Raw genomic sequence first — 21,855 nt, 5'->3', positions numbered from 1 at the left:
GCATGTCCCGGACGGTCCCCAGGCTCACCGCCCTGCTGGTCCTCACGTTCGCCTCGGTCAGCGGCCTGGCCGGTTGCGCGGGTGACGACGATGCACCACAGGGCGGAGACGCCACCGCTCCGCCGACGGACGCCGACGACCCCGAGGACGCCGAGTCCGAGGAGCCCGAGGTCGAGGACGCGCCGAACGTTCCCGTGGGACGGGACCCGGTCGGCGTCGCCGCTGGCGCAGGCGACGCCGTCTGGGTCGTCAGCTTCGGCACGTCGGAGCTGGCCCGGATCCGGCCGGGTGGGTCCGAGCCCGACCTGACCGTCCCGGTCGGCGACACTCCCCTCCGGGTGACCGAGGCGTTCGACGCCGTCTGGCTCACCGCCTTCCACGCCGGCGAGCTCGACCGGGTCGACCCCGGGTCGGGGAAGGTCACCGACCGGGTCGCGGTCGGCGACGGCGCTGAGGGCGTCACGAGCGGGTTCGGCTCGATCTGGGTCGTGGCCCAGGACTCGGGCCAGCTGGTGCGGGTCGACCCCAAGGCGCGCAAGGTCGTCGACCGCATCGAGATCGGGGTCGGCGCCCGTCTGGTGTCTGCGGGAAAGGACGCGATGTGGGTCGGGCAGTTCAACGACGACAAGGTGCTCCGGGTGGACCCCACGTCCGGTGAGGTGACCGCCTCCAAGAAGCTTTGCTCGGGTCCCCAGGACACCGTCGCCCTCGACGGCGTGGTGTGGGTCGCGTGCACCTTCTCCGACGAGGTACTGGGTCTCGACCCGAGGACCCTCGAGGTGAAGCGGCGCGTCGAGGTCACCGGTTCCCCCGACCCGATCCTGGCGACCGACGACGGGCGGTTGTTCGTGGTGGCCGAGGCAGGGCCGACCGTGCACGAGCTCGACGCGCAGACCGGCGAGATCATCTGGTCGCAGGTGCTCAGCGACGCCGTCGCGCTCTTCGACAACGCCAACGTCGACGCCGCGGTCGCCGGTGAGGAGATCTGGGTGTCCTCGGTCAGCCACGAGGCCGTCTTCCACACGCCGCTGCCTTAGGTCTCGACTGCGCTCGATCACCGGGAGACCGCGCTCAACCGGCGAGCAGGGCCTCCACCATCGTCACCAGGTGCGCGCGGGTGTCGCGGATGCCGAGACCGTGCTCGCGGCGCAGCTGGTGCCAGGTGCGCACGTCGAGCGCGACGGCCAGCAGCCTGAGCCTCTGCACGCGACCAAGCCCGCGCCTCTCAGGCACGAGGGGACCGAGGTTCTGCTCCACGAAGGCGGCATGCGCGGCCCTGCCACCCTCGGCGATGCCCGCGAGCTCGGGCATCCGTCCGGCGAGCGCGAGGGTGCGGATCGTCCCGTCGCCGGTGTGCTCGTAGTCGTTCAGCACGGCGTCGACCACGGACCCGACGTCTCCTGGCTGCGCCGCCGCGCGCAGGGCGAGGACGCGCGGCACGAAGCGCTCCGCGAGGCCTGCGAGGTAGAGCTCGGTCTTCGAGCCGAAGTGGTTGACGATCGTCTGCTGCGACACGTCTGCCCTGCGGGCGACGTCGGCGAGTGTCACCTCGTCGTACCACGCCGGCTCGAACAGCTCCTCGGCCGCATCGAGGATCGACTCGCGCGTGCGCTGCATCGCCGCAGTGCGGCTACCCATCTCGTAGGCCCGGGCCACGTCCGCACCCTCCGTTCTGTTAGTGCTTGACACAAATCAATATATGCTCATACTAACCAAATGTCGAGCATCGGTGCTCGACATCGAGTGAAGGATGAGAGTCATGTCGCGCTACCTGGTCTACGTCTCGCCGGCGGTCGGCCACACCCTGCCGTTGGTCCCTGGGCTGCTGGAGCTCCAACGGCGTGGGCACGAGGTGAGAGCCGTGGTCATCGCGTCGTTGGTCGACACCCTGCGCGAGGCGGGGCTCGACGCCGTCGCCGTCTCCCCCGCTGTCACCGAGGTGGAGATCACCGACTACAAGTCGACCTCCGATGCCGAGCGGCTGCGCAGCGGCCAGGTCGACCTCATCGCTCGCGGCCGCCGCGACGGGCCGGACCTGGCGCGGCACCTCGAAGAGTTCGAGCCGGACGCGGTGCTCGTCGACACCAACGCGTACGGCGCCCGCACCGTCGCCGAGGCGAGCGGGCTGCCGTGGGCGGTGCTGATGCCGTCGGTCGTGCCGGTCCCCGGAGCCGGCATCCCGCCGTACGGCGTGGGGCTCAAGCCGATGTCCGGCCCCCTGGGAGCGGTGCGCGACCGCGTCGGCTGGAAGGTGATGGAGAAGCTGTTCGGAAAGGCCATGCTGCCGGGGCTGACCGCGCTGCGCGCCGAGCACGGGCTCGACCCGTTCGACTCGCCGCTGGTGCCCTGGCGGCCGCCGTACGAGGTGATCGCGCTGACCAGCGAGCCGCTCGAGTACGCGCGCGTGGACCTCCCGCCGACCGTCCGGCTCGTCGGCACCCAGCCGTGGGACGTCCCGGCCGAGCGACCGGCGTACCTGGACGAGCCCGGCCATCCGTGGGTGCTGGTGACCTGCTCGACGGAGTACCAGGGCGACGACGTCCTGGCGCGGCTGGCAGTGGACGCGCTGGCCGGCGAGCCCGTGCGGGTGCTCATCACGATGGCCGATGCCTTCGACGCGGCTCGGCTGCCGACGGCGGCCAACGTGCGCGTCGAGCGGTTCGTGCCCCACGGCCACGTGGTCCCCGAGGCGGCGGCCGTCGTGTGCCACGGCGGCATGGGCATCGTGACCCGCGCCGCCTCGGCGGGGGTGCCGACTGTCGTGGTCCCGTTCGGTCGCGACCAACCGGAGATCGCGCGTCGGGTCACCGAAGCCGGCGCCGGCGTCTCCGTGAAGCCGAAGGGCCTGACGGCGGAGAAGCTGCGTGACGCGGTGCGGCGGGCCACGGCGATGCGAGACGACGCGCAGCGCGTCGCGAAGCAGCTGGACCCGACGGGGGCCCCGGGCAGGTTCGCGGACGCGGTGGAGGGCTTGGGCCGGTAGTTTCCCGGCATGACCACTCTGGACGACGAGGTCGTCGGCCTCGCCCGCGACATCATCCGGCTCGACACCAGCAACGCCCCCGGCAACGAGACGCTGGTCGCCAGACACCTCGCCGACTACCTCCAGGAGGCGGGCGTCGAGTGCGAGCTGGTCGCGCGCGACCCCGACCGCGCCAACCTGGTGGCCAGGATCCCAGGGACCGATCCTGATGCCGAGAGCCTCGCCTTCGTCGGCCACATCGACGTCGTGCCGGTCGATCCCCGCGACTGGACGCATCCGCCCTTCGAGGCCGTCATCGACGACGCGGGCTACCTCTACGGCCGCGGCGCGATCGACATGAAGGGCGAGGTCGCCGCGCGTGCGGTCGCGATGAAGGAGCTGGCCCGCTCCGGTTGGCGCCCGCGCGGTGACCTGTGGTTCCTCGCCGTGGCCGACGAGGAGGACGGCATGGCCAGGGTCGGGATGAACTGGCTGCTCGAGCACCGCCCCGACATCCGGCCCCACCACAGCGTCAACGAGGGCGGCGGCGAGAAGCTCGAGCTGAGCGACGGGCGACTGATCTACAGCGTGGGTGTCGGCGAGAAGGGCACCTATCCGGCCCGCATCACCGCGCTCGGCGAGGCGGGCCACGGCAGCACGCCCACCGTCGGCGACAACGCGGTGCCACACCTGGGCGAGGTGCTCACCAGGATCGGGCGCGGGCTCCCGGAGCCCGTCGCGCATCCCTCGGTCGACGCGATGCTGCGCGTGCTCGTCGGGGAGTACGACGACCTGGCCGACGCCATCGCCAAGGCGAGCGCGCTGCATCCGGAGCTGGAGCACCTGATCCCCGCCGTCGCCGGCATCACCATGGCGCCGACGATGGTGGGCGCCTCCAACAAGCGCAACGTGATGCCCAGCCGCGCCTGGGTCGAGCTCGACTGCCGCATCCAACCGGGCATGACCGAGGCCGACGTCGAGGCGGCGGTGCGCGCCAGGCTGGGCGAGGGGATCGCCTACGACCTGACCTGGCCCGAACCGCTCATCCCCGGCGGGGCGTCGCCGCACACCGGGCCCGTCGTCGACGCGATCGCGTCCTTCCTGGTCGCGGAGGGCGTCGAGGCCGACCTGCTGCCGAGCATCGGCACCGGCTTCACGGACTCGGCGTACCTGCGGGCGGCGGCCGGCACGGCGGCGTACGGCTTCACGCCGTTCTTCACGACACCGCTCGACGTGATGATCGCCGGCTACCACAACGCCGACGAGCGCATCCACGTCGACGACCTGCACGCGTCGGTCCGCTTCCACCTGCACCTGGCCAAGGAGCTGCTGGGCGAGGACGGCCTGGACGCAGGCGGACCGGCATGACCCGCGCCCGCGACCTCGGGATCCACATCGGCACACTGCCGCCCGGCCCGCACGACGCGATCACCGACGTCGCCGGCGTCCGGGTCGGCCACACCACGGTCATCGAGGGCGACGACGTGCGCACCGGGGTGACGGTCGTCGTCCCCCACGACGGCAACGTGTGGAGCGACCCGTTCTACGCGGCGTACCACCGCCTCAACGGCAACGGCGAGATGACCGGCCTCCCCTGGCTCGAGGAGGTGGGCCTGCTGCACTCCCCCGTCGCCATCACCAACACCCACAGCGTGGGCGTGGTGCGCGACTCCATGGTGGCGCTGGAGGTGGCCGAGCTGCCCGAGGGCGTTGAGGCGTGGGCGCTTCCGGTCGTTGCGGAGACCTGGGACGGCTACCTCAACGACGTCGACGGCTTCCACGTCACCGCTGAGCACGCGCGCGCGGCGTACGCCGCCGCGGCCGGCGGCCCGGTCGAGGAGGGCGCGGTCGGTGGCGGCACAGGGATGATCTGCCACGACTTCAAGGGCGGGATCGGTACGGCGTCACGGGTCGCGGGCGACTACACGGTCGGCGTCCTGGTGCAGGCCAACCACGGCCGCCGGGAGCGGCTCTCGGTCGACGGCGTGCCGGTCGGGCTCGAGATCGGGGTCGACGTGGTCCCCGGCACGGACGGCCCGATCAAGTCGAGCCTGCCGCCCGGGAGCGGATCGATCATCGTGGTCGTCGCCACGGACGCTCCGTTGCTGCCGCTCCAGTGCCGCCGGCTCGCCCAGCGGGCGACCTTCGGCATCGCGCGCACCGGCGGCGTCGGCGAGAACTCGAGCGGTGACCTGGTGCTCGCGTTCGCCACCGGCAACCAAGGCTTCGCGCGGATCGACGACGAGACCACCGTGGCGCAGGTGCGGACGCTGGCCAGCGCCGCGATGAACCCGATCTTCGACGCCGTGATCGAGGCGACCGAAGAGGCGATCCTCAACTCGATGCTGGCCGCCCCGACCACGACCGGGCGGGGTCGGACCGTCCACGCGTTGCCGCACGACCGGCTGCTGGCCGCGATGCAGAAGTACGGCCGTGCCGCTACTCCCCCGTGAGCATCCGGCGCGGGTTGTCGACCAGCAGCGTGCGCACAGCGGCGTCGTCGAAGCCCACTGCCTCGAGCCGCTCGGCGAACGTCGTGACGACGTAGGCGTAGCCGGGTCCGCCCATCGCGGCGTAGTCGCTGCGCAGGCAGACGTCCTGGCTCAGCAGCACCTGCTCGAGGAAGCCGGCGTCGGCGAGGCTGCGGAGCCAGTCGAGGCGGCAGCGGGTGTCGTGCTCGTTCACCCCCTGCACGGTGTCGAACTGGATCCACGCGCCACGCCTCGCGAGCGCGAGGTGGTAGTCGTGGTCCGGGACCATGTCGCAGTGCCCGATCACCACGCGCCGCGGGTCGACACCCTCCTCCACGAGCAGGTCGAGCTGGAGCCCGCCCACCGGCCACCGGGCGGCATGGGTGGTGATGGTGAGGCCGGTACGCCGGTGGGCGCGGGCGGCAGCCCGGAAGACCCGCTCCTCCACACCGGTCATCACCTTGTCGCAGCCGATCTCGCCGATGATGCCGGCCCTGACGCCGTCGGTCCCCTCTTCGATCTCGCGCACGATCAGGTCGGCGACGGCATCGGTCGGGAGCTCGTCGACGTACGCCGGGTAGTAGGCCTTCCGATAGAACCCGGCCCCCCGCAGGACGTGCAGCCCGGTGCGCTCGGACATCGTGCGCAGTCCCGCCGGGTCGCCCTGGAGGCCGGTGGTGGTGACGTCGACGAGCGTGCGGCCGCCGGCGTCGGCGTACGCGCGCAGCTCCGACTCGGCCAGCGCGGCGTCGTTGAGGAGGCCGTTGCCGCGGTACTCCCTGGTCAGGTCGAGGAAGACGTGCTCGTGCGGCAGGGTCACGCCCAGCTGATCCGCTTCGACCGGTCCGCGGACCGTCATCACTGTCGCCACGGGGGCCAGTCTGCTGCAAAGATCCGGCGGTGAGCGGGCGTCAGACCGAGGTCAGGATCGAAATGTCCGACGGGATCGCCCTCGCGGCGACCCTCTACCTGCCGGACGCGGATGGTCCGCAGCCCTGCCTGCTCGAGGCGCTGCCCTACCGCAAGGACGACCTCACGTCGTCCTACGCCGAGTCCTACGAGCGGCTCCGCGACGAGCACGGGTACGCCGTGTGCCGCGTCGACCTGCGCGGCACGGGGTCCTCGGCGGGTGACGCGCTGGACGAGTACCCGCCCATCGAGCAGAGCGACCTCGCCGAGGTGATCGCCTGGCTGGCCGCCCAGGCCTGGTGCGACGGCCAGGTCGGGATGTGGGGCACGTCGTACTCCGGCTTCAACTCGCTCCAGATGGCCTGCGAGCAGCCGCCGGCGCTGAAGGCGATCTGCGCGATCTACGCCACCGACGACCGGTGGACCGACGACGTGCACTGGCGCGGCGGTGCGCTGCGGCTGGTCGACCAAGTCGACTACAACCACTACATGACGCCGATGTGCGTCCTGCCGCCCGTGCCCGCCGTCTGGGGCGATCTGACTCCAGACAGCGACTGGGAGGCCGAGTGGCACCGTCGACTCGAGACGAACGAGCCCTGGATCCTCACCTGGCTGCGCGAGTCGCAGCACGGCGCGTACTGGGACCACGGGTCGGTACGGCTGGGCGGCTCGGCCACGTCGGGCTACGAGCGGATCGAGATCCCGACCCTGATCGTGGCGGGCTGGGCGGACGGGTACCGCAACGCGACGTTCCGCCTGGTGTCGCAGCTGGCCGCGGCCGGGACGCCGCACCGGCTGTTGGCCGGGCCGTGGGCGCACGCCGACGCGACGACGGCGATGCCCGGCCCTCGGATCGACTTCGCGGCCGAGCTCGCGGGGTGGTTCGACCTGTGGCTGCGGCAGGGTGGGACCGGGCACGAGGACGCCTGCGACGTCTTCGTGCGCGCCTCGACCCGGCCAGAACCCGATCTCGACCTGCACGAGGGGCACTGGCTGCGACTCCCGTCGGTCCCGCCTGTCTCCGCCTCCGTGCACGAGCTGGCCGGTCCACGCTCGTTGGCCGTCGTCCCCGACGTCGGCACCGCCGCGTGGATCGACTGCGCCGGCCACCTGCCGTGGGGGCTCTCCGGGGACCAGCGCCTCGACGACGCCCGGTCGCTGACCTGGGACCTCGCACCGCCGGTGGGGGACGTGGTCGGGCACCCCGTCGTGCGCCTGCGGGTGTCGGCGTCCGCTCCCGCCGCCTCCCTGTCGGTGAAGCTCAACGACGTCTTCCCCGACGGCACGTCGGCGCTGGTCTCCCGCGGCACCCTCGACCTCGCTTTCCGGGCGAGCGTGCACGGGTCGCCGGCTCCGCTCGAGCCGGGCGAGGAGTACGACGTCGAGGTCGTCCTCGACGCGTGCGCCTACACGTGGTCGCCCGGCCAGGTGCTGCGCCTGTCCGTCGCCGGCACCGACTGGCCCAACACCATTGCGCCGCCGGCGCCGGTCACCATCACCGTCCATTCCGCGACCTTGTCGCTGCCGGTCATCGACCAGACCTTCCCCGCTCCGACGTTCGGGCCCGGCGCCGAGCACACGTCGGAGTCGTCCGAGGGCATCGGCTGGTCGATCGAGGACGACGTGCTCGCGCGGCGGACCACCGCCCGGACCGTCTCGGTGTCGGAGTACGGCGCGCCGTACGACGGCCGGGTCCTCGAGGACTACCGCGGGGAGGTCTGGGTCGACCGCCGCACCTTCGAGCAGGGCGCGCACGCGGTGACGACGTACCGACTCGGCTGGCCCCTCGACGTCGGTCGCGTCGACATCGAGGTGCGCTCGGTCATGGACCTCGCGATCGTCGACGGACGAGTCGACGTCACCATCGACACCTGGGCGAGCCGCGACGGGGTCGAGGTCTCGCACCGCCACTGGGAGGAGCAATCGATCACAACTCCCGGTGGTTGAGGAGGAGCCCTTCGAGACGCCTCGTCCCTCGGCTCCTCAGGAACCACCGCTAGGCGACGTCTCGAAACCCCGGGCCCAGCACGAAGTCGATCGTGAAGGGGGTACGCCGGATCGTCGCGAGGGCGGGTGGTCGCGTCGTGTAGGTGTGGCCGGTGGGTGTGGTGGTCTCGACGGTGTTGGGTGATCGAGCAGCGAGCGGTGAGTCGGGTCCCCTGGCCGACCAGCCGGGCGCCTCTTTGGCGTAGCTGCATGCTTCGCAGAGTCCTTGGGCGTTGTGCTGGCTGGTGGGGCCGCCGCTGTTGTAGCTCTGGGCGTGGTCGATGTGTCGGATGGGTGCGTCGCACCAGGGTGTGCGGCAGGTCTGGTCGCGCAGGCGGATGAACCGGCCCATCGCGTGGGGGAACAGCCGGGCTCTCGCGTCGGCTGCGACGAGCTGGCCGGTCTCGGGGCTGGTGTAGAGCCGCCGGATCCAGACCTTCTCCTGGCGGTCGCAGGCGCCGGCCACGATCTCGCGGGCGAGCTCGGCGGGGATCGGGCCGTAGCCGTCGAGGTGGGCCGGCTGGTCGTCGTCGCCGAGCAGCGCGGTGTCGGTCATCACCAGGTTGAGCCGCACCGGCCTCGAGGCGACATCCGGTGGTCGAGCAGGGTCGAGACCCGACGGGACCGACGTGACTGAGGTGACTGAGGTGACTGAGGTGACCGCGGCGACCAGCTCGTCGGCCATGACCTGCCCCCGGCCGCGTGGGTCGCCCTGGGCGCGGGCGGACTCAGCGCGGCGCTGCAGCGCGGCGTACGCCGCGACCCCGTCCTTGACCGGCAGCAGGGCGGTCAGCCAGGTCATCGCGTCCGGTGCGGGCCGCAGCGACACGAACCGCTCGGACTCGGCCCGGCGGCGCCGCGCGACGAACGCCTCGGCGTCGACCTGGTAGGCCACCCGTTGACAGGCCGCGGCCAGCTCACGCTCACCCATCGCCTCGAGCGCCGCCAGGTCGGAGGCGATCTGGGCGTCGACCAGCGCCCGGTCCTCTCGTGACAAGCACGCGGTCTCCCGGGCGACCAGGGTCGCCTTCCACTCGGTGATGCGCCCGGCGCGCCACGCGGCCCAGGTGTGCGGCAGCTCGGTGGTCACCACCTTCGCCAGACCCAGGTGCCGCCGACCGCGGTGCGGGGACTCCCGCCGCGCCAGCGCGACCTGCGCGGCGACCCCCTGACCACGCCGAGCCGCAGGCACACCGGCCGCCTCGTGGGCCTCACGCTGGGACCGGTCCAGCTCCACGGCCAACGCCGCCTGCGCCGCGCTCATCACGCACACCGCCTCCTCGAGGGTCCTGATCCCCTCGACCAGCTCGGTGTCGCACAGTCCACTGCCCGACTCCAACGACGCCGACAGCTCAGCGGTCAGGTCCCGAAGTCGTTCGAACACACGTTCGATTGTAGTCGACCCCGCACCAACCCGCAACAGCAACCATCCGCAACCCCTTGAGATCACGGATCTCGTGACGGTCGCTGCGCGACCTCCTCGACCACCGGTCGGACGCCTCACCGGGTTACACCAGCCAGTGCGCCTCGTACCCCGGGTCGGTCAGGGCAGGCCGGTCCATCGCGAACGCCGCGACGTCCGACGTCGTCGAGCCGTCGAGAGCCAGATCGGCGAGGATCCGCCCGAAGGTCGGCGCGAACTTGAAGCCGTGTGCGGCACCGAGCCCGACGACCACCGACGGGTGACCAGGCACAGAGGAGGCGACGAAGTCGCGGTCGGGCGTGAGGGTGTACTGGCAGCGCACCGACCGCACGGGCGGACCCGAGCCGGGCAGCATCCTCGCCATGTGGCCGGCGAGCCGGGACAGCATGTCCGGGTCGGGCTCCGAGGTGCGCGAGAAGGGATCGGACACGTCGATGATCGGCCCGCCGACGTCCTGCGCGGCCTTGACCGTCGGCTCGCCGTAGAGCGGGAAGCCGTAGTAGCAGGGGTCGTCCATCCAGATCCAGAGCGGCATCCGGTCAGGGGCGAAGCCGCCTGGCGTGGGCGGGGCGAAGTACGTCGCCTGCTCGAGCGTCGTCTCCAGCGGGATGGAGACGTCGAGGGAGCCGAGCACCTCGTTGGTCCACGCGTCCGCGGCGACGACGACCGAGTCGGCGACGTACGTCGCTTGGTCGGTCACGACCTCGACGCCCGAGCCCGTGTCGCGCAGCGACAGCACGCGAGCCTCGCCGCGGATGACCGCTTCCTGCTGGTGGGCGAGCGCCAGCATCAGAGCCGTGCCGGGACCCGCAGGCACGATCGCACCGCGCGACTGCCACAAGCCGACCGTGCCGGCGTCGAGCGCGAACTGCGGCCACCGGCCCATGACCTCGGCGGCATCGAGCAGCGAGTAGTCGATGCCGACGGCGTCGAGCGACGAGGTGTAGTCCTCGATGGGGATGCCGGGGTCGGGCGGGAAGAGGTCGAGCCCCCCGACGACCGTCACCAGCGTCTCGCCCGACCACTCCTCGAGCCGCGCCCAGTCGTCGTAGGCCTCCTCGGTGAGCCGCACGTACGCCGGGGTGTGATAGCTGTGCCGAAGGATCCGGCTGGTGTCGTGGCTGGCGCCGCGCCGGTGGCCGATCTCGAAGCGCTCGAGCCCGAGCACCTTCTGGCCGCGCCGCGCGAGCTGCTGCAGCGTGGCGGCACCCAGCGCACCGAGCCCGACCACGACGACGTCGTAGCGCTCAGTCATCGGAGCCCCCGGTCTCCACGGCCAACCGGGGCAGCAGCCAGCGTCGGATGTCGGCGGAGTCGTCCTCCATCGGCGCGAACCACCCGTGCGTGTAGGCGCGCGACGACATGCCGCGCTGCACCGACTCGCAGATCGCCCAGTCCTGCTTGTTGACCAGGTCCCAGAAGTCGCCGGCGTCCGACGGGTCGAAGTCGGCGGCAGCGACGGCGTCGCGCGCGAAGAGCAGGTGGCAGTCGATCCGCGTGCGCGCGACCGACTGGGGCCGCAGCACGAAGGCTGCGACGTGGTCCGCCGAGCAGGACAGCATCAGGTTGGGGTAGACCAGCTCGCCCTTGTGGCGCACCTTCTCGGCCTCGCTGAGACGCGGCAGGGGCAGCCGGTTCGTGGTGCCCGACATGGTGAAGGTCCACGCCCCCTCGCGGTGCGGGATGCCGTCGTCCCACTCGAGGGAGGTGCCGCCCCCGCCGAACGCCGGGACCAGCCGCACCAGCTCGGGGTGGACCGGGCCGCAGTGGTAGCACTCGTTGTAGTTCTCGGCGATGACCTTCCAGTTGGCCGCGACGTCGTAGGAGTAGGTCACGCCGGTCACGAGCGAGCCCATGTCGTAGTTGCCGAGGTTCTGGGCCGCCTTCGCCACCCCGTCGGCGAAGGGCTCCGCAGCCGAGGGGGTCAGGTGCACGAACACGAAGCCCGCCCATTCCTCCACGCCGACCGGGTGCAGCGCGAAGTCGTCCCGATCGACCTCCACCCCGTCGGTGTGCGGCGCCCGCAGCAGCCGGCCGGAGAGGGCGTAGGTCCACGAGTGGTAGGGACACCGGAGCGCTCCCGCGGCCGAGCACGCGGGAGCGGCGCCCGGCTCCGTGGGCACGATCTGCGAGCCTCGGTGCCGGCAGACGTTGTACGCCGCGTGGAGGCCGTCGTCGTCGCGCGTGAGCAGCACCGACTCCCCCACCACGTCGACGACCGCCATCCGGCCCGGGGAGTCGAGCCCCAGGTCTTCGACCCGGCCGACGCACGCCCACGAGGCGAAGAGCACGCGCTCGCGCTCATGCACCCAGGCCGACTCGTCGACGTACATCTGGCGCGGCAGCGCCGGTTCGAGCTGAGCCATCACGCACCTTTCGGGGCGGTCGATGCCGAGATCTTCTGGGCCGCGACCAGGTGGCAGGAGACCTCGTGTCCGGACGTGACCGGCAGCACCTCCAGCGGTGTACCGAGGCAGGCGTCGACGACACCGGCCGAGGCGGCGGTGCCGTCGGCAACCGCCGGGCAGCGCGGGTGGAAGCGGCATCCGGCAGGGATGCGGGTCGGGTCCGGCACCTCGCCGTGCAGCACGATCGGCTCGAGGCCGTCGATCTCCGGCACCACCGACAGAAGGGCCTTCGTGTAGGGGTGCTGGGGGTCGCGCAGCACCTCCTCGGTGGGACCTGCCTCGACGACGCGGCCGAGGTACATCACGGCGATGCGGTCGGCGATGTTCCACGCCAGCCCGAGGTCGTGGGTCACCACGAGCACCCCCAGGCCGAGCTGCTCGCGCAGCGCCAGCAGCAGCGCCAGCACCTCGCCCCGGATGGACGCGTCGAGCGAGGACACCGGCTCGTCGGCGACCAACAGCTCCGGTGCCATCGCGAGCGCGCCCGCGATCAGCACCCGCTGGCGCTGGCCGCCCGAGAGCTCGTGGGGATAGCGGAGGAACAGCCGCTCCGGCGGTCGCAGGCCCGCCGACGACAGGGCGGCCGCGACCAGCTCCGCCTCGGTCCGCCGCTCGGGGTCCTGAGCCGCCAGGTCGTGCAGCCGGATGCCCTCGGCCACCGAGTCGTAGACCGTGTGGCGCGGGTTGAGGGCGCCGGCAGGGTCCTGCAGCACCAGCTGCACGCGGCGGCGGAACGCCTTGAGCGCCCGCGCGGAGCGGTCCAACGGCTTCCCGTCGAGGTAGACGTCGCCACCCGCAGGCACCTCGAGGCCGAGCAACGCCCGGGCCAGCGAGGTCTTGCCCGACCCCGACTCCCCCACCAGCGCCACGATCTCGCCCGCAGCCACGCGCAGGTCCACGCCGTCGACGGCACGCGCAGTCGCCGCGCCGCGACCGCCGAACTCGACGCGCAGCCCGCGCGCCTCCAGGAGCGTCATGACGGACCCACCAGCAGGCACGCGGCCTCACGAGACCGCGTCTCCGCCGGCCATCTCAGCTCCGGCTCGACCGTGTCGCACTGGTCGAACCGCTTGGGGCAGCGGGGGTGGAAGGAGCAGCCCGCCGGGAGCTCGGCCGGGTCGGGCGGGTCACCAGCCAGCCCTGCAGGGGCGTATCTGGCGGCGGGATCGCCGATTCGCGGGAACGACGCGGACAGCGCCGCGGCGTACGGGTGCAGCGGGTCGCTGAAGACCTTGTCCGCCGGGCCGTGCTCGATGACGCGGCCGGCGTACATCACCGCGATCCGGTCGCAGAGCTCTGCCAGCACGGACAGGTCGTGGCTGATCATCAGCAGGCCGACGTCGAGCTCGCGGACCAGCCCCTCGAGCACGCCGAGCACCTGGGCCTGCACCATGACGTCGAGCGCCGTGGTCGGCTCGTCGGCGACGATGAGCCGCGGCCCGCACGCGAGCGCCATCGCGATCATGACCCGCTGCCGCTGGCCGCCGGACAGCTGGTGCGGGTACGCCCGCGCCCGCGCCGCCGGCAGCCCCACCTGCTCGAGCAGGTCACCAACCATCGACCGGACCCGTGCCTCGGTGAGCGACGGCTGGTGCAGCTCGATCGGCTCGGCGATCTGCGCACCGACGCGCTGGACGGGGTTGAGGGAGTGCAGCGCGCCCTGGAACACCATCGAGGCGCCGGCCCAGCGCAGCGCGCGCAGGGCGCCCCACTTCATGGTCTGCACGTCCTCGCCCTCGAAGATCACGCGCCCGGTGACCTTGGCCGTGGGCGGCTGCAGCCGGAGGATCGTGCTGGCGAGGGTCGACTTGCCGCAGCCGGACTCGCCCGCCACGCCGACGACCTCGCCGGACGCGACGGTCAGGTCGACGTCACGTACGGCGGGCACCTCGCCCCCCGAGGTCCGATAGGTGACGCTGACGTCCTCGAACGCGAGGAGTGGTGTCCCCGTCGGACTCATCGTCTGGCTCCCAACCGTGGGTTCAGCACTTCCTCCAGCGCACGGCCGACCAGCGTGAAGCTCAGCACGACCAGGACCACGCAGACTCCCGGCGGCACGATGAACCACCACGACCCCGTCGTCATCGCGCCGACACCGAACGCCTGGTCGAGCATCGATCCCCACGACACCCGAGTGGGGTCACCGAGACCGAGAAAGCTCAACGTGGTCTCGGTGAGGATCGCGATCGCCACGGTCAGCGTGGTGTTGGCGAAGACCATCGGCATCACGTTGGGCAGGATGTGCTTGCGGATCTGGTGCGACGAGCTCGCGCCGAGCACTCGGGCGCGCTCGAGGTACGGCCGCTCGCGGATGGTCAACGTCTGGCTGCGGATCAGCAGCGCCGTGCCCGGCCAGGACGTCACGCCGATCACGATCACGATGTTGAGCAGTGACCGGCCCAGCACCGTCGCCATCACGATGGCCAACGGCAGGAACGGGATGACCAGGAACCACTCGGTGAGCCGGAAGAGGAACGCCCCGGTCCAGCCGCTGAAGTAGCCGGCGCTCAGACCGACCAGGGTCCCGATCACGATCGAGATGACGGTCGCCGCCAGGCCGACGAACAGCGAGATCCGGGCACCCCAGATCAGCAGCGTCAGCACCGAACGGCCCTTGTCGTCGGTGCCGAGCAGGAACTCGCCGGACGGCGGCTCGAGCACGCCGCCGGTCGCCTGGGTGACCTCGAGCCCGTCCGCCGAGGCGATCAGCGGCGCGAAGACGGCCACCAGGATGAAGAACGCGAGGATCGACAGGCCGACCATCCCCGAGCGGTGCTGGCGGAAGGTCCTCCAGCCGCGGGACCAGGAGTCGCGACGGCGCTGCCGCGCCAGGGCACGCGCGGAGATCGTGGGGCCCTGCTTCGACGGAGCCGCTTCGCTCGCCGTCATGTGCGCACCCGCGGATCGAGGAGGCCGTAGACCAGGTTCGCCACGAGGTTCGCGAGGATGACGCCCGCGGACGCGACCAGGAAGGTGCCCTGGAGCACCCAGTAGTCCGGCACGGACAGCGCCTCGGTCGCCAGCAGCCCGAGTCCGGGGATGGAGAAGACCGTCTCGACGGTGATCGCACCCGACACCACGAAGCCGATGTTGAGGGCGACCAGCGTGGTCGTCGGGAGCAGCGCGTTGCGTACGGCGTGCCGGTTGCGCACCTGCACGTCGCGCAGGCCCTTCGCCCGAGCGGTGGTGAGGTAGTCCTCGCCCAGCTCGTCGAGCAGCGAGCTGCGCATGATCAGCGCGTAGTCCGCGAGGTAGGCCAGCGCCAACGTGATGACGGGCAGCGTCAGATGTCGCATCGTGTCGAGGACGCCGGCCAGCGACGACGGATCGGCGTCCACCGAGTGCAGCCCGCCGGTCGGGAACAACCCCGGGATCGGCCCGGCGCCGACCGCGAACACCGCGATCAGGATCAGCCCGAGCCACCACTCCGGCATGGCGTAGAGCGTGAGCGACGTGCCCGTGGAGACGTTGTCGAACTTGCTGCCGCGGTTCCACGCCCCGCGGATGCCCAGCCAGACCCCCACCATCGTGGCGAGCAGCGTGGACGTGCCGACGAGCAGGATCGTCGGCCACATGCGGTCCAGGATCAGGTCGCTGACGGGCACTCGGTAGCGCAGCGAGATCCCGAGATCACCGGTCAGCGTGTTCTTGAGGAACGTCAGGAACTGCTGCGGCAGCGGCTGGTCCAGCCCGTAGGTCCGGTTGAACTCCTCGAGCTGCTCGGGCGTGCTGAACCTGCCGCGGCCCAGCGTCCTGGCCGGGTCGCCCGGCATCACCCGGAACAGGAAGAAGCTGACGACCAGCATGAACACCAGGCTCCCGAGCGCGCCGAAGCACCTGCTGAGGGCATACCGGCCGAAGGAGTTCCCCCGTGCCGGTGCGCTGTCGGCAGCGACCTCGCTGCCCGCGAGGAGCGTCATCGGCCGGCCCTCGAGGCTGTGGTCGCAGCTGGGGTCACTCGCGCTCGTCCGCGCTCGCGCGCCGCCGCATCAGGAACACGGCTCCGCCGACGACACCCACGCCGGCGGCGACACCGAGGCCGATCAGCAAGCCGGTGCCGGCGCCGCTGCCCTCCTCGCCGTTGCCGTCGCCGCCACCCGACTCCTCGGCGGTGCCGACGACGTTCGGAAGGCCGTCGCAGTCACCCGCCTCGGCCGCCGGACGCACGTTGAGGTAGTTCTGCGAGCCGTACTGCTGGATCCAGATGCCACCCGGCGCGGGCTGCGGCTGGAAGCAGCCGAAGCGGTCGCTGCGGAAGGCCTCGCCGATCGAGGAGTACGCCGTCACCAGGTAGGGCGCCTCGTTGTAGAGGATCTCCTGCATCTGCTTGACCATGTCCGCCCGCGCCGCGTCGTCGTTCTCGACGTGCTGGGCCTCGTAGAGGGCGTCGTAGTCCTCGTTGCACAGCCACGAGTCGGACCAGTTGCCGCGCTGCCCGCAGGTCATGTAGCTGAGCATCGAGTCGGGGTCCGGCTCGACGAACCAGCCCCACTCGAAGGTGTCGAACTCGCCGTCGAGGATGACGTTGGTCAGCTTGCTCGACTCGTACGCCGTCACCTCGGCGTCGATGCCGATGTCGGCCAGCCACTCCTTGAAGAAGTCCATGACGTCGACCGAGGTCTGCGAGTCGCTGCGCGCGGCAAGTCGCAGGGTGCCGATCGGGTCACCGTTCGGCAGCGTCCGGAGACCGTCGTCCCCCATCGTGTAGCCCGCCTCGTCGAGCAGCTGCGCCGCCTTGTCGGGGTCGTAGGCGAACGCCTCCGGGTCGTCCGGCTCCCAGTGGAAGTCGGGGTACGCCGGCGGGATGATCGTCGTGCCCGGTTGCCCGCCGCCCTGGTAGGCCGCCTCGATGAGCCGCTCGCGGTCGATCGCGAAGTTGAGCGCGAAGCGGAACTTCGCGTCGAGCACGGCCGGGTTCGGGTCACCGATCGGCTCGCCCGTCTCCAGGTCCACCGAGCCGGTGTTGAAGGCGATCTCGTCGAAGCCGGGCGAGTCGCCGTTGTGGGCGATGATCCCCTCGCGCCCTTCCAGGGCCTTCACCTGGAGCGCGGAGATCTCGGAGACGAAGTCGATCTCGCCCTTGATCAGTGCCTGCACCGCCGGGTCCTCGCTCTTGAACACGCGGTAGACGACCTCGTCGATGTGGGGCGCGCCCTTCCAGTAGTCAGGGTTGGCCTCGAAGCGGTACGTCGATCCGCCGGCGGTCCCCTCGACCAGCCGGAAGGGCCCGGACCCGACGACCGGCTGACCGTCGGTGGGCTCGTTGCCGTAGCTCTTGACCTCGTTCTCCGGGATGTCCTTCCAGATGTGCTCAGGGACGATCGGGATCGGGATCAGCGGGAGCACCGCGTTGGGCGCCGACAAGGTCAGCACGACGGTGGTGTCGTCGGGCGCCTCGGCCGACTCGACGCCGGTCAGGTAGGAGCCCCAGGTTGCCGCCTCGGGCCCGCCGTCGAGGACCCGGTCGAGGGTGAACTTCACGTCCGCCGACGTCAGGGGCTCCCCGTCGGAGAAGACCACGTCGTCGCGGATCTTGAAGGTCCAGGTCAGGCCGTCCTCGGAGGTCTCCCACTCGGTCGCCAGGCCAGGCTGCGGCGACATGTCGTCCATGGAGTAGCTGATGAGGTAGTCGTAGGTCAGCGCCCACATCTCGAAGGACTCGGCCTCGATGCCGAGGAACGGGTTGAACGAGTCGACCTCGTTGGTGAGCCCCACCGTGAAGATGACCGGGTCGTCCTCGGACGAGGCGCTCGCCGCAGTGGGGGCGAGGGCCGCGCCCGGCAGCACCATCGCGAACAGGAGGGCGACCGCCGCTGCGAGGCGAGTACGTTGCCGCCTGTGACCGAGCTCAGCAATCCCACGGGTCGACCAGGCGGTGCTCCTCCGGTCGCCGCCCAGCAAGCCCACGAGCACACGACGCACGACGTCGTACGCCCGGACCCCTACGCGTGGATGTCCGAGGAGTCCCCCGCCTTCACCGACCACCTGGCGGCGGAACGAGGCTGGTACGACCTGTCGACGGCTCATCTGGGCTCCCTGGTGGCGAGGTTGCGCTCCGAGGTGGAAGCGAGGGTGCCTGAGGTCACGCGATCCGGCACCTGGTCGCGTCCGCGTTTTTCCTACTACACCGAGGACCAAAGAAACAGGGACTACGCGGTGATCTGGCGAGAAAGTCGTAACAATTTCGCCCCGGATGCCGCGAAATCCGCCGCGCCAGGCTCGGTTGGCAACGATTTTGCGCGCGAACTGGTCCTCGACGTGAACGATCTGGACGACGGCACGGGCTACCTCGACCTCGGCTTCAGCGTGGTCTCGCCCGACGAGAACCTCCTGGCCTACGCCGTCGACACCACCGGCGACGAGGTCTTCCGGCTGCGGTTCCGCGACCTCCGCTCGGGGCAGGACCTGCCCGACGTCGTCGACGGCGTGCACTACTCCGGAGCCTGGACCGCCGACTCGTCGGCCTTCGTGTACGCCGTCCCCGACGACGCCTGGCGGCCCGTCGAGATCCGGCTGCACCGGCTGGGCACCGACCAGGCCGACGACGTGAGCCTGCTGGAGGAGCCGGACCGCAAGTTCGAGCTGAGCGTGCGGCTGAGCCGGAGCGAGCGAGCGATCCTGGTGCTCAGCCAGTGTCGTGACACCAGCGAGTGCTGGTGGCTCGACCCCACTGGTGTCGACCTCGTGCCCCGCTCGATCGGCGGGCGCCGTCGCGGCGTCGAGTACCGTGCCGAGGACGGTCCCGACGGGCTCCTCCTGGTCACCAACGACGAGGCCGTCGAGTTCCGGTTGATGGGCGCCCCGGTCCCGCCGCCAGGCGGCCAGACGCACGAGACCTGGACCGAGCTGCGCCCGGAGGATCCTGCGGAGCGTCTCGAGCGTGTGGACGCGTTCGAGACCCACGTGGTCGCGTCGGTCCGCCGGGACGGCTCGCACCAGCTGCGGGTGCTGCCCGCTGATGATCTCGGGTCAGCCGGGCTGCTGGTGGGCAGCCGCTTCCCCACGGGCGGGCTGCAGCTCGCGCGCAACACGTGGTACGCCGCCGACTCGGTGGCCGTCACCGACGAGGACTGGACCGAGCCGCCGGTCCACGCCGAGGTGTCGTTCGCGGACGGGTCCGTCACGGACCAGGGGCGTCACGAGGCCCCGACCCACGATCCGAGGTCGTACGTCAGCGAGGTCAGGCGCTTCCCGACCCCCGACGGGCACGGTGTGTCCGCGACCATCGTGCGGCACCGGGACACCCCTCTCGACGGGACGGCGCCGGTGCTCGTCTACGGGTACGGCTCCTACGAGGCGGTCTTCGAGCCCGAGTGGGAGGAGGCCCTGCCGTCCCTGCTCGATCGCGGAGTGATCTGGGTGCACACCCACCTGCGCGGTGGCGGGGAGGGCGGTCGGCAGTCGTGGCTCGACGGGCGGATGCGGGTCAAGCAGAACACCTTCACCGACCACATCGCCGTCGCGGACGGGCTGGCGGCCGAGGGACTCGTCGACCCCGACCGGATCGCGACCCGCGGCTTGTCGGCCGGCGGGCTGCTCCAGGGCGCAGTCTTCAGCCAGCGGCCGGACCGGTGGCGCGCGGTGGTGGCCGAGGTGCCGTTCGTCGACGTGGTCACCACGATGCTCGACGACTCGATCCCGCTCACCGTCAACGAGTGGGACGAGTGGGGCGACCCTGCCGACCGCGGCGACTTCGACGCGATGCTGGCGTACTCGCCCTACGACAACCCGCCCCCCGCCGGGGGTCGCCCCGACCTGCTCGTGACCGGCGCCGTCCACGACACGCGGGTGCTGGTCCGCGAGCCCGCAAAGTGGGTCGCCCGCCTCCGCGAGACCGACCCGGAGTGGTCGCCGCGGCTGCTCTTCCGCGTGGAGACCGGCACCGGCTCCCACGTCGGCCCCAGCGGCCGCCTCGGCCACCTGGCGTACGAGGCCGAGGTGCTGGCCTGGATCCTCGACCGCCTCGGCGTTGCCTAAGGTGACCGCGTGGACCTCCGGATCTTCACCGAACCCCAGCAGGGCGCGACGTACGACGACCTCCTCGCCGTCGCGCAGGCGACCGAGCGGCTCGGCTTCGACGCGTTCTTCCGCTCCGACCACTACCTCGGCATGGGCACCGCACTGGACCGAGGGGGAATGCCCGGCCCCACTGACGCCTGGGTGACCCTGGCCGGCCTGGCCCGCGACACCGAGCGGATCCGGCTCGGCACGTTGGTCACGCCGGTGACCTTCCGGCTCCCCGGGCCGCTGGCCATCCAGGTCGCGGGCGTCGACCAGATGAGCGGCGGGCGGATCGAGCTCGGCCTCGGCGCGGGCTGGTTCGACCAGGAGCACAGCGCTTACGGCATCCCCTTCCCCGACGTGAAGGAGCGCTTCGACCAGCTCGAGGAGCAGCTCGCGATCGTCACCGGGCTGTGGGCGACCCCGGTGGGCGAGCGGTTCTCCTTCCTGGGCAAGCAGTACGCCGTCGAGGACTCCCCCGCCCTCCCCAAGCCGGTCCAGGACCGCATCCCCGTCATCGTCGGTGGCGGCGGACCCCGTCGCACCCCGCGGCTCGCGGCGACGTACGCCTCGGAGTTCAACCTCTCCTTCAAGGGCCTGGAGTTCGGCCGCGAGCAGCTGGCCCGCGTCCGCGCCGCCTGCGAGGAGCGCGGTCGCGACCCTGAGTCACTGGTGTACTCCTGCGCCCTGGTCACCGCGGTGGGCGCCGACGACGCCGAGGTCGACCGGCGTCTCGCCGCGATCGGCCACACCCGCGACAACCTCGCCTCCGGAGGCGGCCTCGTCGGCACCCCCGACCAGGTGCGCGACGAGATCGGCCGGTGGGCCGAGCTCGGGGTGAGCCGGATCTACCTCCAGATCCTCGACCTCGCCGACCTCGACCACCTCGAGCTGATCGCGGCCGAGGCGCTCCAGGCCCAGTAGCCCCGGCGTCGCTTCCCGCGACGGTCCCTGGCGGCGGTCAGGCCACGAGACTCCGCACGAGCAGCACCAGCGCCGACGCAGCGCAGAGCGCCAGGACGCCCCAGCGGACACCGCCGCGCCGCAACCGGGGGTGGAGCACTCGGGCGAGCAGCAGGCCGACCAGCAGAGCGGGTGTCAGCGCAAGGGCGATGAGCGCGACAGGCGGCTCGAGGTCACCGCCGACGGACAACCCGAGAAGGCTGATCGCAGCGCCGACCAGGAAGTAGACCGCCAGCGTCGTGCGGAGCTGCAGCGGGTCGCGGTGCTGCAGCAGCAGTGCCAGCGGTGGACCGCCGATCGACGTGGCGGTCCCGGTGATCCCCGAGGCGAAGCCAGCACCCACCAGGGTCGATCGACCCACGGGAACCACGATCGTCGTCGCCGTCAGGGCGACGCTCAACAGCACCATCACGGCCACGGCGATGCCGAGCAGGCGGTCGGAGAAGGCGGCGACAAGCAGCACACCGACCACCGTCCCCGGCACCCGCGCCGCCAGTGCCCAGCGCAACGCGCGCCAGTCGATCTCGTCGTGCTCGCGCACCAGCGTGGCGACGGGGTAGAGCATCGCCAACCAGAGCAGCAGGTCGGGCATCAGTCCCGGCTCGACCAGCATCGTCACCGGTGCGGCCACCAGCCCCAGACCGAGCCCGACCAGACCCTGCGCGGCCGCGCCGAGGACGAGGGCGACGGCCACCACGGCCAGCGCCCCCGGCTCGACGTCTGCCAGGGTCA

At 71.6% G+C, this 21,855-nt stretch carries 18 protein-coding genes; 7 read left to right on the top strand and 11 right to left on the bottom strand.

What is annotated here, in order from left to right; all coding sequences use genetic code 11:
- Positions 1-2: 2 nt before the first annotated feature.
- Positions 3-1,037, top strand: a complete 1,035-nt coding sequence (locus ABD295_RS04935) for a Vgb family protein (RefSeq protein ID WP_344302527.1) — start codon at positions 3-5, stop codon at positions 1,035-1,037.
- A gap of 34 nt (positions 1,038-1,071) precedes the next feature.
- On the opposite strand, the gene ABD295_RS04930 is transcribed toward ABD295_RS04935, so the two are convergent.
- Positions 1,072-1,656 (bottom strand): TetR/AcrR family transcriptional regulator, encoded by a 585-nt coding sequence (locus tag ABD295_RS04930; protein ID WP_344302526.1) that lies wholly within the window; start codon positions 1,654-1,656, stop codon positions 1,072-1,074.
- 103 nt (positions 1,657-1,759) lie between these two features.
- On the opposite strand from ABD295_RS04930, the gene ABD295_RS04925 reads away from it, so the two are divergent.
- The 3 genes from ABD295_RS04925 to ABD295_RS04915 are packed head-to-tail and all read left to right on the top strand — an operon-like array spanning position 1,760 to position 5,415.
- Entirely contained in the window at positions 1,760-2,983 is a 1,224-nt protein-coding gene (locus tag ABD295_RS04925; protein ID WP_344302525.1) for a glycosyltransferase, read from the top strand.
- A 9-nt stretch (positions 2,984-2,992) separates the two neighbouring features.
- Positions 2,993-4,330 (top strand): M20/M25/M40 family metallo-hydrolase, encoded by a 1,338-nt coding sequence (locus tag ABD295_RS04920; RefSeq protein WP_344302524.1) that lies wholly within the window; start codon positions 2,993-2,995, stop codon positions 4,328-4,330.
- Positions 4,327-5,415 carry a DmpA family aminopeptidase gene (locus ABD295_RS04915; RefSeq protein ID WP_344302523.1) on the top strand — a complete coding sequence of 363 codons (1,089 nt, stop codon included), beginning with the start codon at positions 4,327-4,329 and terminating at the stop codon, positions 5,413-5,415. Before ABD295_RS04920 ends, ABD295_RS04915 begins: the two co-directional genes overlap by 4 nt.
- Here ABD295_RS04915 and ABD295_RS04910 read toward each other — a convergent pair.
- Positions 5,402-6,304 carry a phosphotriesterase family protein gene (locus ABD295_RS04910; RefSeq protein ID WP_344302522.1) on the bottom strand — a complete coding sequence of 301 codons (903 nt, stop codon included), beginning with the start codon at positions 6,302-6,304 and terminating at the stop codon, positions 5,402-5,404. The genes ABD295_RS04915 and ABD295_RS04910 overlap by 14 nt on opposite strands.
- A 62-nt stretch (positions 6,305-6,366) precedes the next feature.
- On the opposite strand from ABD295_RS04910, the gene ABD295_RS04905 reads away from it, so the two are divergent.
- Entirely contained in the window at positions 6,367-8,289 is a 1,923-nt protein-coding gene (locus ABD295_RS04905) for a CocE/NonD family hydrolase (protein WP_344302521.1), read from the top strand.
- A gap of 49 nt (positions 8,290-8,338) precedes the next feature.
- Here the strand turns inward: ABD295_RS04905 and ABD295_RS04900 are convergent, their stop codons facing one another.
- From ABD295_RS04900 to ABD295_RS04865, 8 genes are all read right to left on the bottom strand, one after another.
- On the bottom strand, positions 8,339-9,712 hold the full coding sequence (locus ABD295_RS04900; RefSeq protein WP_344302520.1) for a DUF222 domain-containing protein: 1,374 nt from the start codon (positions 9,710-9,712) through the stop codon (positions 8,339-8,341).
- Positions 9,713-9,836: 124 nt separating this feature from the next.
- Complete coding sequence (solA, locus tag ABD295_RS04895) at positions 9,837-11,006, bottom strand: N-methyl-L-tryptophan oxidase (RefSeq protein WP_344302519.1); 1,170 nt, start codon at positions 11,004-11,006, stop codon at positions 9,837-9,839.
- Entirely contained in the window at positions 10,999-12,117 is a 1,119-nt protein-coding gene (locus tag ABD295_RS04890) for an aromatic ring-hydroxylating oxygenase subunit alpha (RefSeq protein ID WP_344302518.1), read from the bottom strand. The genes solA and ABD295_RS04890 overlap by 8 nt, the downstream gene beginning before the upstream one ends.
- Complete coding sequence (locus tag ABD295_RS04885; protein WP_344302517.1) at positions 12,117-13,136, bottom strand: ABC transporter ATP-binding protein; 1,020 nt, start codon at positions 13,134-13,136, stop codon at positions 12,117-12,119. The genes ABD295_RS04890 and ABD295_RS04885 overlap by 1 nt, the downstream gene beginning before the upstream one ends.
- Entirely contained in the window at positions 13,133-14,119 is a 987-nt protein-coding gene (locus tag ABD295_RS04880; RefSeq protein ID WP_344302516.1) for an ABC transporter ATP-binding protein, read from the bottom strand. The genes ABD295_RS04885 and ABD295_RS04880 overlap by 4 nt, the downstream gene beginning before the upstream one ends.
- On the bottom strand, positions 14,116-15,048 hold the full coding sequence (locus tag ABD295_RS04875; RefSeq protein WP_344302515.1) for an ABC transporter permease: 933 nt from the start codon (positions 15,046-15,048) through the stop codon (positions 14,116-14,118). Before ABD295_RS04875 ends, ABD295_RS04880 begins: the two co-directional genes overlap by 4 nt.
- Positions 15,045-16,079: an ABC transporter permease gene (locus tag ABD295_RS04870; protein ID WP_344302514.1), complete on the bottom strand. Its 1,035-nt coding sequence runs from the start codon at positions 16,077-16,079 to the stop codon at positions 15,045-15,047. Before ABD295_RS04870 ends, ABD295_RS04875 begins: the two co-directional genes overlap by 4 nt.
- Before the next feature lie 34 nt (positions 16,080-16,113).
- Positions 16,114-17,760: an ABC transporter substrate-binding protein gene (locus ABD295_RS04865; protein WP_344302714.1), complete on the bottom strand. Its 1,647-nt coding sequence runs from the start codon at positions 17,758-17,760 to the stop codon at positions 16,114-16,116.
- Positions 17,761-17,997: 237 nt separating this feature from the next.
- Between ABD295_RS04865 and ABD295_RS04860 the strand changes: the two genes are divergently transcribed.
- Together ABD295_RS04860 and ABD295_RS04855 are read left to right on the top strand one after the other, a co-directional pair.
- Entirely contained in the window at positions 17,998-20,136 is a 2,139-nt protein-coding gene (locus ABD295_RS04860) for a prolyl oligopeptidase family serine peptidase (RefSeq protein ID WP_344302513.1), read from the top strand.
- Between the two features lie 9 nt (positions 20,137-20,145).
- Complete coding sequence (locus ABD295_RS04855) at positions 20,146-21,084, top strand: LLM class F420-dependent oxidoreductase (RefSeq protein WP_344302512.1); 939 nt, start codon at positions 20,146-20,148, stop codon at positions 21,082-21,084.
- Positions 21,085-21,121: 37 nt separating this feature from the next.
- On the opposite strand, the gene ABD295_RS04850 is transcribed toward ABD295_RS04855, so the two are convergent.
- On the bottom strand, positions 21,122-21,820 hold the full coding sequence (locus ABD295_RS04850) for a TSUP family transporter (protein WP_344302511.1): 699 nt from the start codon (positions 21,818-21,820) through the stop codon (positions 21,122-21,124).
- Between the last annotated feature and the right edge of the window lie 35 nt (positions 21,821-21,855).

The organism is Nocardioides bigeumensis (genome assembly GCF_039531755.1).
GTDB lineage: Bacteria > Actinomycetota > Actinomycetes > Propionibacteriales > Nocardioidaceae > Nocardioides > Nocardioides bigeumensis.
This window is presented reverse-complemented; position numbering and strand designations above follow the sequence as displayed.

What these genes read in the sequence shown, in the direction of transcription:
- ABD295_RS04905 (WP_344302521.1), top strand. Translation starts at nt 6,367, where the DNA reads ATGTCCGACGGGATCGCCCTCGCGGCGACCCTCTACCTGCCGGACGCG.
- ABD295_RS04920 (WP_344302524.1), top strand. Translation starts at nt 2,993, where the DNA reads ATGACCACTCTGGACGACGAGGTCGTCGGCCTCGCCCGCGACATCATC.
- solA (WP_344302519.1), bottom strand. Translation starts at nt 11,006, where the DNA reads ATGACTGAGCGCTACGACGTCGTCGTGGTCGGGCTCGGTGCGCTGGGT.
- ABD295_RS04915 (WP_344302523.1), top strand. Translation starts at nt 4,327, where the DNA reads ATGACCCGCGCCCGCGACCTCGGGATCCACATCGGCACACTGCCGCCC.
- ABD295_RS04865 (WP_344302714.1), bottom strand. Translation starts at nt 17,760, where the DNA reads ATGTCGCCGCAGCCTGGCCTGGCGACCGAGTGGGAGACCTCCGAGGAC.
- ABD295_RS04925 (WP_344302525.1), top strand. Translation starts at nt 1,760, where the DNA reads ATGTCGCGCTACCTGGTCTACGTCTCGCCGGCGGTCGGCCACACCCTG.
- ABD295_RS04890 (WP_344302518.1), bottom strand. Translation starts at nt 12,117, where the DNA reads ATGGCTCAGCTCGAACCGGCGCTGCCGCGCCAGATGTACGTCGACGAG.
- ABD295_RS04935 (WP_344302527.1), top strand. Translation starts at nt 3, where the DNA reads ATGTCCCGGACGGTCCCCAGGCTCACCGCCCTGCTGGTCCTCACGTTC.
- ABD295_RS04875 (WP_344302515.1), bottom strand. Translation starts at nt 15,048, where the DNA reads ATGACGGCGAGCGAAGCGGCTCCGTCGAAGCAGGGCCCCACGATCTCC.
- ABD295_RS04880 (WP_344302516.1), bottom strand. Translation starts at nt 14,119, where the DNA reads ATGAGTCCGACGGGGACACCACTCCTCGCGTTCGAGGACGTCAGCGTC.
- ABD295_RS04870 (WP_344302514.1), bottom strand. Translation starts at nt 16,079, where the DNA reads ATGACGCTCCTCGCGGGCAGCGAGGTCGCTGCCGACAGCGCACCGGCA.
- ABD295_RS04885 (WP_344302517.1), bottom strand. Translation starts at nt 13,136, where the DNA reads ATGACGCTCCTGGAGGCGCGCGGGCTGCGCGTCGAGTTCGGCGGTCGC.